The organism is Dryocola baronae (assembly GCF_051297175.1).
Classification (GTDB): Bacteria; Pseudomonadota; Gammaproteobacteria; order Enterobacterales; family Enterobacteriaceae; genus Dryocola.
The window spans coordinates 3,286,905-3,299,454 of record NZ_JBINNY010000001.1; the positions used below are offsets into that span (position 1 = coordinate 3,286,905).

The 12,550-nt window shown below is 56.6% G+C and carries 13 protein-coding genes; 3 read left to right on the plus strand and 10 right to left on the minus strand.

Annotated features, from left to right (window positions below; all coding sequences use genetic code 11):
* Positions 1–142: 142 nt before the first annotated feature.
* From potF to ACSPHG_RS15690, 8 genes are all read right to left on the minus strand, one after another.
* Complete coding sequence (gene potF / locus ACSPHG_RS15655) at positions 143–1,252, minus strand: spermidine/putrescine ABC transporter substrate-binding protein PotF (RefSeq protein WP_435954429.1); 1,110 nt, start codon at positions 1,250–1,252, stop codon at positions 143–145.
* 508 nt (positions 1,253–1,760) lie between these two features.
* The gene (locus ACSPHG_RS15660; RefSeq protein ID WP_435954430.1) at positions 1,761–2,240 is read right to left on the minus strand and encodes a YbjN domain-containing protein; all 480 of its coding nucleotides are present in this window, start codon (positions 2,238–2,240) and stop codon (positions 1,761–1,763) included.
* A gap of 90 nt (positions 2,241–2,330) precedes the next feature.
* A complete protein-coding gene (gene rimK, locus ACSPHG_RS15665; RefSeq protein WP_435954431.1) occupies positions 2,331–3,233 on the minus strand; it encodes a 30S ribosomal protein S6--L-glutamate ligase in 903 nt (300 codons plus the stop codon).
* Between the two features lie 64 nt (positions 3,234–3,297).
* Positions 3,298–4,215 (minus strand): LysR family transcriptional regulator, encoded by a 918-nt coding sequence (locus ACSPHG_RS15670; protein ID WP_435954432.1) that lies wholly within the window; start codon positions 4,213–4,215, stop codon positions 3,298–3,300.
* A gap of 66 nt (positions 4,216–4,281) precedes the next feature.
* Positions 4,282–5,538 carry a nucleoside permease gene (locus ACSPHG_RS15675; protein ID WP_435956039.1) on the minus strand — a complete coding sequence of 419 codons (1,257 nt, stop codon included), beginning with the start codon at positions 5,536–5,538 and terminating at the stop codon, positions 4,282–4,284.
* 41 nt (positions 5,539–5,579) lie between these two features.
* Positions 5,580–6,413 (minus strand): xanthosine phosphorylase, encoded by an 834-nt coding sequence (gene xapA, locus ACSPHG_RS15680; protein ID WP_435954433.1) that lies wholly within the window; start codon positions 6,411–6,413, stop codon positions 5,580–5,582.
* A gap of 153 nt (positions 6,414–6,566) precedes the next feature.
* On the minus strand, positions 6,567–7,289 hold the full coding sequence (gene nfsA / locus ACSPHG_RS15685) for an oxygen-insensitive NADPH nitroreductase (protein ID WP_435954434.1): 723 nt from the start codon (positions 7,287–7,289) through the stop codon (positions 6,567–6,569).
* Positions 7,273–7,572 carry a YbjC family protein gene (locus ACSPHG_RS15690; protein ID WP_435954435.1) on the minus strand — a complete coding sequence of 100 codons (300 nt, stop codon included), beginning with the start codon at positions 7,570–7,572 and terminating at the stop codon, positions 7,273–7,275. The genes nfsA and ACSPHG_RS15690 overlap by 17 nt, the downstream gene beginning before the upstream one ends.
* A 181-nt stretch (positions 7,573–7,753) precedes the next feature.
* Here ACSPHG_RS15690 and ACSPHG_RS15695 point away from each other — a divergent pair, with 181 nt between their 5' ends.
* Positions 7,754–8,026 (plus strand): GrxA family glutaredoxin, encoded by a 273-nt coding sequence (locus ACSPHG_RS15695; RefSeq protein WP_435954436.1) that lies wholly within the window; start codon positions 7,754–7,756, stop codon positions 8,024–8,026.
* A gap of 99 nt (positions 8,027–8,125) precedes the next feature.
* On the opposite strand, the gene ACSPHG_RS15700 is transcribed toward ACSPHG_RS15695, so the two are convergent.
* Complete coding sequence (locus tag ACSPHG_RS15700; RefSeq protein ID WP_435954437.1) at positions 8,126–8,494, minus strand: inner membrane protein YbjM; 369 nt, start codon at positions 8,492–8,494, stop codon at positions 8,126–8,128.
* 297 nt (positions 8,495–8,791) lie between these two features.
* Here ACSPHG_RS15700 and ACSPHG_RS15705 point away from each other — a divergent pair, with 297 nt between their 5' ends.
* Positions 8,792–10,471, plus strand: a complete 1,680-nt coding sequence (locus ACSPHG_RS15705) for an aspartate:alanine antiporter (protein ID WP_435954438.1) — start codon at positions 8,792–8,794, stop codon at positions 10,469–10,471.
* A gap of 208 nt (positions 10,472–10,679) precedes the next feature.
* On the opposite strand, the gene ACSPHG_RS15710 is transcribed toward ACSPHG_RS15705, so the two are convergent.
* Positions 10,680–11,225, minus strand: coding sequence for a TetR/AcrR family transcriptional regulator (locus ACSPHG_RS15710; RefSeq protein WP_435954439.1), 546 nt, complete (start codon positions 11,223–11,225; stop codon positions 10,680–10,682).
* A gap of 102 nt (positions 11,226–11,327) precedes the next feature.
* Between ACSPHG_RS15710 and ACSPHG_RS15715 the strand changes: the two genes are divergently transcribed.
* Positions 11,328–12,545: an MFS transporter gene (locus tag ACSPHG_RS15715; RefSeq protein WP_435954440.1), complete on the plus strand. Its 1,218-nt coding sequence runs from the start codon at positions 11,328–11,330 to the stop codon at positions 12,543–12,545.
* Positions 12,546–12,550 lie beyond the last annotated feature (5 nt).

Sequence of the window (12,550 nt, forward strand, 5' to 3'; positions counted from 1 at the left end):
CGGCAAAAACAAATCGGGTACGGCCCGGTTGCCGTACTAATGACGCAACGCAGGCCATTTGGCCTGCGTCCGTATTGGGGCAGCTGCACCGTTGGGGTGCAACGCCCCGTTGCAAACCGCGCTAAGTCGCTAACGGGTTTACTTATTTCCCAGTTTTAACTTTAGTCCACGCGCGGGTGATTACGCGGTCAACCTTTGGAGATAACACCGTTTGTGTGAAGAGCTTCGCACGAACGTCCGCAGGCGGGTAAATCCCAGGGTTGTCACGCACTTCGGCACTCAGCAGCGGCGTCGCCTCTTTGTTAGCATTAGCGTAATAAACGTGGTTACTGATGTTTGCCACCACGTCCGGCTTCATCAGGTAGTTAAGGAACTGATACGCTTCTTCTTTGTTCTTCGCATCGGTTGGCATGGCGAACATATCGAAGTAAACCATCGCCCCTTCCTTAGGAATGGAATAAGCAATATTCACGCCATTTTTTGCTTCTTTGGCGCGATTAGCCGCCTGGAGAATATCGCCGGACCAGCCGATCGCCACGCAGATATCGCCGTTCGCCAAATCGTTAATGTACTGGGAGGAGTGGAAATAGCGGATTGAAGGTCGCAGCTTCATCAGCAGGTCGTTTGCCGCCCCGGTGTAATCGCCTGGATTAGCGCTGTTCGGATCTTTGCCGAGGTAGTGCAGCACGCTGGCGTAAACTTCGCTTGGCGCATCGAGGAACGACACGCCGCAGCTTTTCAGCTTTTCGAGGTTTTCAGGCTTGAAGATAAGATCCCAGCTGTCCACCGGCGCGTCTTTGCCCAGCGCGGCTTTGACCTTTTCGACGTTATAGCCGATGCCGGTAGTTACCATCATGTAGGGAATGCCGTATTTATTATCGTGGTCGTTTTGCGCCACCAGCTTAAGCATTTCCGGGTCGAGGTTTTTATAATTGGGCAGCTTGCTTTTATCGAGCGGCTGGAAAATACCGGCCTGCGCCTGACGCTCCAGGAACTGCGAGGAAGGCACAACCAGGTCGTACCCGGTGCTGCCGGCCATCAGCTTGCCTTCGAGCACTTCGTTAGAATCGAATACGTCGTACACCACCTTAATGCCGGTTTCTTTGGTGAAGTTCTCCAGCGTGTCCGGGGCAATATAATCAGACCAGTTATAGACGTGCAGCGTCTTTTGCTCTGCCGCAAGCGTGGTGGCAGACACCGCCATCAGCGCACCCGCAACCAAAGCCGACAACCATTTTTTATGGGCAAGCATATCTTCTTCCTTCTGAATAAAGGGAAAACCCCGCAGGCGCGGGCTAAATTTACTCAAAACAGCTTATAGGCGTGAAGTTCTCACATTCGAGACATGCAAGAATCATGCATCTCTATTCAATCCGCCGGAAAAAAACTTTAGGAAACTCAGCAGACGTTGCACGCTTTTGGCAGCCCCGCAAGAATAACTGTAGCCAGGGAATGCGAACAGAGCCCAGAGAGAAAAACGCCTTTTATCAATTTTTTAAGGATAAATGCTTAATGAGATCGCCAGAGACAGGCAGAAAGGAAGATGATGATGCTGATGTTAACGGGATATTACAGAATAATAGCGCGAAGAACGCAGCGGGCCTGGCGGCCACTGCGTCTTAATATTAAGTCATTCACCCTAAATAGTTTGAGTCACAGGTAGGCGGCAAGGGAGTGAACCCTCAGGAGCTTACTTAAGTAAGTGACTGAGGTGAGGGAGTGCAGCCAACACCCCTGTGGCTTGAAATATGACGGGTGAATTAATGAAGGAAGTGGGTTTGAATTTCTTCACCTACCGGCTCTTCTTCTTCCGAGATGAAAAGCAGCTGATTTGCGCAGGCTTCAAGAATCACCATGGAAATCTGCTCTTCGCTCTGCTTAACAAACGCCGCGAACTGATCGCGCGTAATGCCTACCGACGCCTGCAGCGACTGGCAGACGACCAGCTTCGGCAGATTATCATCCTGAATATCTAAGAAGGCTTTTACGGTCAGCGAGCTTGCGTTAATAGAAGAGAGATCGGAGGCAAGCGGCAGCAGCGCGGAAGGTTTGACTTCAGCCAGCGCCGAAAACAGCACGATATTATCAACCAGATCGATTTTGGCATCGTAAACACCTTCGAAATTCTGCATATGCGGCAAATGCAGCGCCTGGCAGGTATCGCACTCGAAAATAGTCACGCCAATTTCATCCAGCCAGCGGCGTAAGATGTCCAGAGTAGGGACAACGAGTGAATCCATAAATGCAGATGCCTCTTAATGATGATGAAAGTCGCGCCATAGCTTACGCAAAAATGGCGCTTCATTCTATGATTATGCGCCTGACGGCTGCTATCCGCCTATTTTCAGGCAAAAACCCGGCTGCGCCTGCCGCTCAATCCATTCAATCATGAGCGTCGCGATATCCACGCCGCTCGTCTTTTCAATGCCTTCCAGGCCCGGCGACGCGTTGACTTCCATAACCAACGGGCCACGATTCGCGCGCAGAATATCAACTCCTGCCACGTCCAGCCCGAGCGTTGCCGCTGCCTGAAGGGCGATCTCGCGTTCGCGCTCGGTAATAGTCACCTGGTTTGCCCGCCCGCCGCGGTGCAGGTTCGAGCGGAAATCGCCCGGTTTCGCCTGCCTCTCAATTGCCGCGACCACCTGATTCCCTACCACCAGGCAGCGAATATCCGCGCCCTTCGCCTCTTTAATATATTCCTGCACCAGAATATGCGCGTTCAGCCCGCGAAAGGCGTCAATGACGCTTTCCGCCGCCTGCCGGGTTTCCGCCAGCACCACGCCGATGCCCTGCGTGCCTTCCACCAGCTTCACCACCAGCGGCGCGCCGCCGACCATATCAATCAGGTCGCTGGTGTCGTCAGGGGAATGGGCAAAGCCGGTGACGGGCAAATCAATCCCCTGGCGGGCCAGCAGCTGCAGCGAGCGAAGCTTGTCGCGCGCGCGGGTGATGGCAACGGACTCGTTAAGCGGATAGCTGCCCAGCATTTCAAACTGGCGCAGCACGGCGGTACCGTAAAAGGTAATCGCCGAGCCGATGCGCGGGATCACCGCGTCATAGTGCGGCAGCTGTCGCCCTTTGTAATGCACCGACGGCGACAGCGGATTGATATTCATATAGCAGGAAAGCGGATCGATAATTTCCACCGCGTGGCCGCGCCGCGACGCCGCCTCGCGCAGGCGTTTACAAGAATAGAGCGTTCCATCCCGGGACAAAATGGCGATTTTCACCCTGCACCTCAGCGTTTCCAGTCCGATAATGACAGCGCGCCTATCATAGCACCGCCCCGGAATTTCAACGATGGGGCAATGTGTCCGGCGACTTTTTCAGCGCGTCAATGAGCTGCCGCGTGGTAGACGTAAGCCGGTTGGGATCGTACACCGCGTAGAGATCCGCCGGGATCGCCTTGGTCGGCGGGCGGAACACCACGCCGGGCCAGTTCATCTGCGCGTAGCTGTCGGCCATAATCGTCAGCCCAAGGCCGATGCTCACCAGCGCCAGCACCGTTTGCGGCTCGACCGCTTCGCGCACCACGCGCGGGGAAAACCCCGCTTCCCGGCAGACGCGCTGCAGGAACGTCCAGTCCGAGTGAATCGCCGTCATGGTCACGAAAGCCTCGTGGCGCAGCTGGCCGATATCAATCGAGTCCTGCCCGGCGAGAGGATGCTGCTCCGGCAGCGCGACCATAAACGTGGCGTCGTGGAGCTTTTCGCTTTGCAAACCGGCAGGCGGATTGGTTTCCATTCGCCAGATCCCCGCGTCGATGTCGTGCCTGTCCAGCAGGGCCAGCTGGTCGCCCGGCGATTTTTCACGAAAGAGAATGTCGATGGCCGGGTAGTCGGCAATAAACCGCTGTAGCCCCAGGCGCAGCCCGCCCCAAATGGCGGTGCCGACGATGCCAAGGTGAATGCGCCCGCCTTCCCCACGGCCAATCTGTTCGACGCGGGCAAAGGCCATGTTCGCGCTGGCGAGCAGCCGCTGCGTTTCCTGCAACAGCACTTCGCCGGCGTGCGTCAGCGCCACGCTGCGCGAATGCCGTATAAACAGCATCGTGCCAAGCTGGGATTCAAGTTCTTTGATGTGGAAGCTGAGCGGCGGCTGGGACATATTCAGCCTTGCGGCCGCTTTTCCAAAATGAAGTTCTTCCGCTACGGCCTGGAAATAACGCAGCAGCTTGAGGTCGGTGCGGTAGATGCGTTGTGAGTTAGTCATGGGGCTCCTTGATGCTGGAAGCCCCATAAGCTACCACTCCTGCCGCGTTGTGTAATGACCGGAGGGCTAATGTGCGAGCGGTGCCGAAGACTTTAGCTCGGGCTGATGGCGATACTGGAAGCTGAAGTGGAAAATCACCGCCAGCACCAGCGCGTAGGCTGCGAACACCAGCCAGATAGTCGTCCAGTCTTTTACGCCGTCGACCGTGAAATAATCCACGACGTAGCCGCTAAGAATCGCCCCCACGTATGCCCCAACGCCGTTAACCATCGTCATAAACAGCCCCTGCGCGCTGGCCCGAATACGCGAATCCACCTCCTGTTCGACGAACACCGAGCCGGAAATATTGAAGAAATCAAACGCGCAGCCGTACACCACCATGGAAAGCAGCAACAGCACGAAGCCGAAAGCCGACGGATCGCCCCAGGCAAACAGCGCAAAGCGCAGCACCCAGGCCACCATGCTCATCAGCATCACCTGCTTAATGCCGAACCGGCGCAGGAAGAAGGGGATCGTCAGGATAAAGGCAACTTCCGACATCTGCGAAACCGACAGCAGGATCGACGGATAGCGCACCACGAAGCTGTCGGCAAACTCCGGCTGGCGGGCAAAATCGTGCAGGAACGGGTTGCCGAAGGTATTGGTGATTTGCAGCACCGCGCCAAGCAGCATGGCAAACAGGAAGAACACCGCCATCCGCGGATTTTTAAACAGGACAAAGGCGTCCAGCCCAAGGCGGCTTACCCAGCTTCGCGAAGCCTGGCCTTTGGCGACCGGCGTGGTAGGGAGCGTCAGCGCATAAAGGGCCAGCGCCAGAGAAGCGCCCGCGGCGATATACAGCTGCACGTTGCTCAACTCAAAACGCATCAGGCTAACCGCCCACATCGCGGCGATAAACCCAACGGTGCCGAAAACGCGAATGGGAGGAAAATGGCTGACGGTATCCAGCCCCGCCTTCTCAAGGCTGGCGTAGGAGATGGTGTTAGAGAGCGCGATGGTCGGCATAAACGCCATGGCGTTGCCTAACATGACCCAGAACATTAGCCCCGGCTGGCCAATACTGGCCGCCCAGGCCAGCATCAGCGCGCACACCAGGTGGCACAGCGCATACACCCGGTTTGCGGGCAGCCACTTATCGGCGACGATCCCCACCAGCCCCGGCATCAGCAGCGCCGCGATGCCCTTGGTGCTGTAAACCATCCCCACGTCTGCGCCGCGAAAACCGAGGGTATTAATCATATAGGAGCCGAACGTCACCAGCCAGGCGCCCCAGATGAAGTACTGCAAAAACAACATGATTTTCAAGCGAGGTTGTATCGCCATAGAGTTAATCGCCATGTGTTTTACCCGGTGTTGTGTTTGCCTTAGGCGATTTTGCCGAGGAAGCCGCAGATCAGGTTAATGAAGTTCTGCCGTGAAAGCGCCGCCGCGGCCAGGGTCTGCGCATGGGATAGCTGCACGCTGCCCAACCCTTCCGCCAGGTTGGTGATGGCCGAAACGGCGACTACCTTCAGGCCGCAGTGGCGGGCACTTATCACTTCCGGCACAACGGACATGCCCACCACGTCGCCGCCGATGATTTGCATCATGCGGATTTCCGCAGCGGTTTCGAAGTTAGGGCCAGGGTATGAGACAAAGACGCCTTCGCTGAGCGGGAAGCCATGCTCGCCCGCCACCTGCTGAAGAATGCCGCGGTAGTCGGCGTCGTAGGCGTTGGCCAGCGAGAAGAAGCGTTCGCCGAAGCGTTCGTCGTTCGGGCCAACCGTTGGCGTGCCGGGCATGGTGTTGATGTGGTCGTTCAGAGCAACCAGGCTGCCCGGCCCAACCTCAGGGCGCAGCGAGCCCGCGGCGTTAGTCGAAAAGAGGATTTCACAGCCCAGCAGTTTGAAGGTGCGAATGGCGTTGGTCATTACCGACATGCCGCGCCCTTCGTAGAAGTGCCCGCGCCCTTTCATACAGGCCACGGGCACACCGGCCAGCGTGCCGACAACCAGCTCGCCGGCGTGCCCGTGCACGGTGCTTACCGGGAAACCAGGCAGCTCGTCATAGGGGAAAACGACGGGCTGTTCGATTTTATCCGCCAGTTCACCCAGCCCGGAACCGAGGATAAAGGCCACGCGCGGCACCAGGCCGTTGATTCGCGAGCGAATAATATCGGCGGCGTAGAAAGGGGAATTGTCCAGGGTAGTCATCGGCATCGGGTGCTCCTTGTCGTGCAGTCGAGGTAAGAGTGGGTTGATTTACCCTCTTCTTATACCGACTGAACCTGGCGCATAACCAATACCGTTTGGCCTAAAGATTGATAGCGAAAATGTATCGATAAGAAACGGCGGCAGATGCCGCCGGGGAATTTAGCGCGTCGCCCAACCCTGCTTGTGCAGATAGTCGAGGATAAACGGACGGCTTTCTTTGATGACCGTGCGGCGAATGTGGTCGCTCCAGGTGTCGCGTCGGGCGTTGCTGTCGCGGGAAAGGTAGTACTGCGCCATCTCTTCGTCGTACTCCGCCAGCAGCGCTTTATCGACCGGCTGGTAGTGGTTTTCATGAACCAGCATGGCGGCAGGCATACGCGGCTTCACGCCGTGATCCTGATCTGGCCAGCCAAGGCACAGGCCAAACAGCGGCAGGACGTGTTTTGGCAGCGCGAGCAGCTCTGTGACCGCTTCAATATTGTTACGAATCCCGCCGATGTAAACGCCGCCCAGGCCTAAAGATTCGGCGGCGGTAAAGGCGTTTTGCCCGATCATGGCGGTATCGACCGCGCCTAGCAGCAGCTGTTCCGCCAGGCCAAGCTGCGCTTCGGGGCAAATCTGCAGCAGGCGGTTGAAATCGGCGCAGAACACCCAAAACTCGGCGGCCTGCGCGACGTGGGGTTGGCCGCCGCTTAGCGTCACCAGCTTCTCGCGCATCGCTTTATCGGTGATACGGATAATAGAACTGCACTGCAGGAAGCTTGAACTGGAGGCCGACTGGGCGCTGGCGATAATCGCCGCACGCTGTTCGTCTGTGATGGGCTCATCGGTGAACCGGCGAATGGAGCGGTGTGCGCGGAGCAGATCAATGGTCGGCGTCATCTCGTGTTTCCTTTGTCTTATCTTTTTGCGGTTTATCTGTTGGCAACTGGCCTTTGGTCAACAGCGGAGCGAGGTTCTGTGCCATGGCCCAAACCATGATCGCCGCCGCCGGGACCATCAGCGCGATCCCCAAAAATACCATGACGATGGCGGCGCCCGCACTACCGATTGGTGCGGGTAACGTGACGTAACCGTGCAGCGAAAGGTATGAAAGCAGTAAGAAACCAATGCCGAAAACTTCCAGTATCAGTATCGGTTTGGGTAAGTCACCGAGTGAGCGCATCCGCTTGTCTCCATAGGCAATCAGCGTTCCAGTATACCCTGGATTACGCGCTTAACTTTGCTGAACCATTGGTGCGCTGTATCAAACTAACAGGCAGAGCCTTCTTTCCAAACCCGGCGCTAATCGGCATTATAGTCACCATTCGCCGGTTCGCATCGGCCAAAAAAACCAAGGAGATACCATGTTTGCAGTGATTTTTGGGCGCCCGGGCTGTCCTTATTGTGTTCGTGCTAAAGAGCTGGCTGAGAAACTGACCGCTGAACGTGATGATTTCAACTTCCGCTATGTGGACATCCACGCCGAGGGCATCACCAAGGCCGATCTGGAAAAAACCGTGGGTAAACCGGTTGAAACCGTACCGCAGATTTTCCTCGATCAAAAACACATTGGCGGCTGCACTGATTTCGAAGCTTACGCGAAAGAGCATCTGAGCCTGTTCCAGAACGCCCAGTAAGCGCGGCGCAAATAAAAAAACCGGCCTGTTTGAGCCGGTTTTTTTTTATTGTGTATCGGGGAAGACGCAGGCCCTCATCCGACAAAATATGAAATGCTTCTACTTAGATCGATTCCGCAGCATATTGAGCAGGATAAAACACAGCGACCCAAGCGAGGTCCAGAACACCGCGCTGCATAGCCAGGCGACCTCCTGCCAGAACGAACGGACCGGCGTCAGCGAAGTATGCACCAGCACCAGGCAAAGCGGCAGCGCGAGCATTGCGCCAGCCAGCGGGCCGACAATCTTCCCTTCTTTAGCAAAGAAGCTGGCAATCGCACCGGGGAGTACAAAGAACAGAAAGCCCAGCTCCATATGCCCGGTAGCAATAAAGCGGCCTGTCACTCGCAAGTGCAGCGACAGGAAAACCAGAATAAAGAGCACAAAGCAGCAGATTATCCCTAACCAGCGTTGTCCACGCCTGTACATACTTACTCCTTCTAGTCACCTGTATCGAACCCAAAAACCGTTACCCTTTGCGGCACAAAGAGACCCAAGTCTGATAAAGTTGCGGCTATCCATGCCAAAAATGTATGCCGTAATTAGCACAATATTCTTACTAGCCGTTAATCCACATTAAGATTAAACTAGCGGCCGTTGTTAGGGTGTTGCACGAGATATTTTGTGGATGGAGCAAAGCATTAATTCACTCGCTAATCGGCAAAAACCTTAACCCAAAAAACTTTCTCTTTCAACAGCTTACTGGTAAACAAGAAGTTAGCCTTCGTGAATATAAACGTCGCAGATTTGTTAAACGGGAATTACATCCTGTTATTATTTGTGGTGCTAACCTTAGGGTTGTGCCTGGGTAAATTACGCCTTGGTTCAATCCAACTGGGTAATTCCATTGGTGTTTTAGTGGTCTCTTTATTACTGGGACAACAGCACTTCGCCATTAACACCGACGCGCTAAATCTTGGATTTATGCTGTTCATTTTCTGCGTCGGCGTGGAAGCCGGACCAAACTTTTTCTCAATTTTCTTCCGCGACGGCAAAAACTACCTGATGCTGGCCCTGGTGATGGTCGGCAGCGCGATGCTGCTGGCGCTGGGCTTAGGCAAGCTGTTCGGCTGGGATATCGGCCTGACCGCCGGCATGCTGGCAGGGTCGATGACCTCTACGCCTGTGCTGGTCGGTGCCGGGGATACGCTGCGCCACGCGGGCATGTCCGGCGATACGCTGGCTTCATCCCTTGACCACCTGAGCCTCGGCTATGCCCTGACCTATCTTATCGGCCTGGTCAGCCTGATCATCGGCGCGCGCTACCTGCCGAAGCTCCAGCATCAGGATCTGCAAACCAGCGCCCAGCAAATCGCCCGCGAACGCGGCCTCGACACCGACGCCACGCGCAAAGTCTACCTGCCGGTTATCCGCGCCTACCGCGTTGGTTCAGAGCTGGTTGCCTGGGCGGACGGTAAAAACCTGCGCGAGCTGGGGATCTACCGCCAGACCGGCTGCTATATAGAACGCATTCGCCGCAACGGCATTCTGGCGAACCCGGACGGCGACGCGGTGCTGCAAAAAGGCGATGAAATCGCGCTTGTCGGCTACCCGGACGCCCACTCCCGCCTCGACCCAAGCTTCCGTAACGGCAAAGAGGTCTTCGACCGTGACCTGCTGGACATGCGCATCGTCACCGAAGAGATCGTGGTGAAAAACCACAACGCCGTTGGCCGCCGCCTCGGACAGCTGAAGCTGACCGACCACGGCTGCTTCCTGAACCGCGTGATCCGCAGCCAGATTGAAATGCCTATCGACGACAACATCGTGCTCAACAAGGGCGATGTGCTACAGGTCAGCGGCGACGCGCGACGCGTTAAAACCGTGGCGGATCGCATCGGCTTTATCTCCATCCACAGTCAGATTACCGACCTGCTCGCCTTCTGCGCCTTCTTTATCATTGGCCTGATGATTGGGATGATTACATTCCAGTTCAGCTCGTTTAGCTTCGGCGTTGGCAACGCGGCGGGCCTGCTGTTCGCCGGTATCATGCTCGGCTTCCTGCGCGCAAACCATCCCACCTTTGGCTATATCCCGCAGGGTGCGCTAAACATGGTGAAAGAATTTGGTCTGATGGTCTTTATGGCGGGCGTCGGCCTCAGCGCTGGCAGCGGCATCGGCCACGTCGGCGCGGTTGGCGGGCAGATGCTGATAGCCGGGCTGATTGTCAGCCTGGTGCCGGTGGTGATTTGCTTCCTGTTTGGCGCATACGTTCTGCGTATGAACCGCGCCCTGCTCTTCGGCGCGATGATGGGCGCTCGCACCTGCGCGCCCGCGATGGAAATCATCAGCGATGTCTCGCGCAGTAACATCCCAGCGCTAGGCTACGCAGGCACTTACGCCATCGCAAACGTATTGCTAACCCTGGCGGGGACGCTGATCGTCATCATATGGCCAGGTTTGTGATCTGTGCCTCAGACAAAGAAAAATAGATTTATTTTATGACGGGCAGAACTTTTTGCCCGGGCGCTAGTCTTAATTAGTGCCACTGCTTTTCTTTGATGTCCCCAATTTGTGGAGCCCATCAACCCCGCCTCTTTGGTTCAAGGTTGATGGGTTTTTTATTGCCTGAAATTCACAGTCTTTCAAATTTCTTCAGCGTTACCGTTTAAATCTATCCAACAATCTTCGCCACCATACAAGCGAGATCCTCCCGGCCGAGCGGCTTGCGGTCCGTAACGTAATGCAGCGTCATGCCTTCGATAAAGGCATCCAGCGTGCGGGCGGTGATCGGGTCGAAGAAGGCTTCCAGCGCCTGCTGGCTGCGCCACATCCAGTCCTGCATGATGGTTTTTAACTGCGGGTTACAGTTGGCATAGGCGTAAAGCTGGTACATCACCTGCAGGTTATAAGGCGTGGCGATGGTCTCGCCGCAGATCATGTCCACCACGGCTTCGCAGGCTTCTTCGGCGTTGCTTGCCTGTTCAAGGCGGGCGCGATAGCTGTCCGACATGCCCAGCGCAAACCTGGTGAAGGCTTCGCCGAGCAGCGATTCAATGCCGTCAAAATAGTAGGTCATCGACCCCAACGACACCCCCGCCGCGGCGGCGATTTTGCGGTGCGTAATTTTACCGATGCCGTGTTCTACCAGCATATCCAGCGTCGCCTGCAGGATGCGATCGCGCCGTTCGGGGTCGTTACGCCGTGGTGTTTTGCTCATGCTTGATCCTGTTAAAAGCCGCGTGTTCGCGATTATGTACAAATGTACACATTCTTGCTAGTGTAACTGACATCCGTCTTAAATAGCTAACTGGTCCTCTTCATGCCCGCCGCTCCGACTCAAAGAAAAGCCTTATTGCACCGCACCTGGGCATTGTTTGCCTTCTTCTTCCTGCCCGGCCTCGTAATGGCCTCGTGGGCCACGCGCACCCCGGCGATTCGCGACACGCTCAGCGTTTCCACCGCAGGGATGGGCATCGTGCTATTTGGGCTATCCGTCGGTTCGATGAGCGGCATTCTGTGTTCCGGCTGGCTGGTCAAGCGCTTCGGCACGCACAAAATTATCCGCAGCGGCATGACGCTAATGGTCGTCGGCATGCTGTGCATGAGCTTCGCGCTGTACCTCGCCTCCCCCGTGCTGTTCGCTCTTGGTCTTGCGATTATGGGGATGGGGCTGGGTTCCTCCGAGGTGGCGATGAACGTGGAGGGCGCGATTGTTGAAGGGCTGATGAAAAAAACCGTGCTGCCGATGATGCACGGCTTCTACAGCCTCGGCACGCTGGCGGGCGCGGGTATCGGCATGAGCCTGACCGCCGTTAACTTCGCCGCCTTTGGGCATTTACTGCTGATTGGCCTGCTGGTCATCGTGCCGATTGCAATCGCGATTCGCGCCATACCGCACGGCGTTGGCAAAGACGATCCTGCGGGCGATGCCGCAAATGCCGCGTCATCCCGCCAGCCGTTTTACAAAGATATTCAGCTGCTGATGATCGGCACCATCGTGCTGGCGATGGCATTTGCCGAAGGCTCCGCCAACGACTGGCTGCCGCTGCTGATGGTGGACGGACACGGTTTTAGCCCAACCTCCGGCTCGCTGATTTACGTCGGCTTCACGCTGGGTATGACCGTCGGGCGCTTTACCGGCGGCTGGTTTATCGACCGCTACAGCCGCGTGGCCGTGGTTCGCGCCTGCGCGCTGATGGGTATTCTGGGCATCGGGATGATCATCTTCATCGACAGCCCGCTGCTGGCGGGTATCTCGGTGATTTTGTGGGGGCTTGGCACCTCGCTCGGCTTCCCTTTGACGATTTCAGCGGCGGGCGATACCGGGCCGGATCCGGCGACGCGCGTCAGCGTCGTCGCGGCCTCAGGCTATGTCGCCTTCCTGGTAGGGCCGCCGCTGCTCGGCTTCCTCGGCGAACATTACGGCCTGCGGCTGGCGATGCTGGTCGTGCTGGCGCTGATGGTGGTGGCCCTGCTTATCGCCCGCGCGGTGGCAAAACCGGCGGCACAAACGCAATTAGCAAACGAGTATGATTAAAAAGG

Bases quoted from the DNA above. Each gene is read 5' to 3' on its own strand.
- potF (WP_435954429.1), bottom strand. From the start codon at position 1,252: ATGCTTGCCCATAAAAAATGGTTGTCGGCTTTGGTTGCGGGTGCGCTG.
- ACSPHG_RS15660 (WP_435954430.1), bottom strand. From the start codon at position 2,240: ATGGATTCACTCGTTGTCCCTACTCTGGACATCTTACGCCGCTGGCTG.
- ACSPHG_RS15670 (WP_435954432.1), bottom strand. From the start codon at position 4,215: ATGACTAACTCACAACGCATCTACCGCACCGACCTCAAGCTGCTGCGT.
- ACSPHG_RS15675 (WP_435956039.1), bottom strand. From the start codon at position 5,538: ATGGCGATACAACCTCGCTTGAAAATCATGTTGTTTTTGCAGTACTTC.
- xapA (WP_435954433.1), bottom strand. From the start codon at position 6,413: ATGCCGATGACTACCCTGGACAATTCCCCTTTCTACGCCGCCGATATT.
- nfsA (WP_435954434.1), bottom strand. From the start codon at position 7,289: ATGACGCCGACCATTGATCTGCTCCGCGCACACCGCTCCATTCGCCGG.
- ACSPHG_RS15690 (WP_435954435.1), bottom strand. From the start codon at position 7,572: ATGCGCTCACTCGGTGACTTACCCAAACCGATACTGATACTGGAAGTT.
- ACSPHG_RS15695 (WP_435954436.1), top strand. From the start codon at position 7,754: ATGTTTGCAGTGATTTTTGGGCGCCCGGGCTGTCCTTATTGTGTTCGT.
- ACSPHG_RS15700 (WP_435954437.1), bottom strand. From the start codon at position 8,494: ATGTACAGGCGTGGACAACGCTGGTTAGGGATAATCTGCTGCTTTGTG.
- ACSPHG_RS15710 (WP_435954439.1), bottom strand. From the start codon at position 11,225: ATGAGCAAAACACCACGGCGTAACGACCCCGAACGGCGCGATCGCATC.
- ACSPHG_RS15715 (WP_435954440.1), top strand. From the start codon at position 11,328: ATGCCCGCCGCTCCGACTCAAAGAAAAGCCTTATTGCACCGCACCTGG.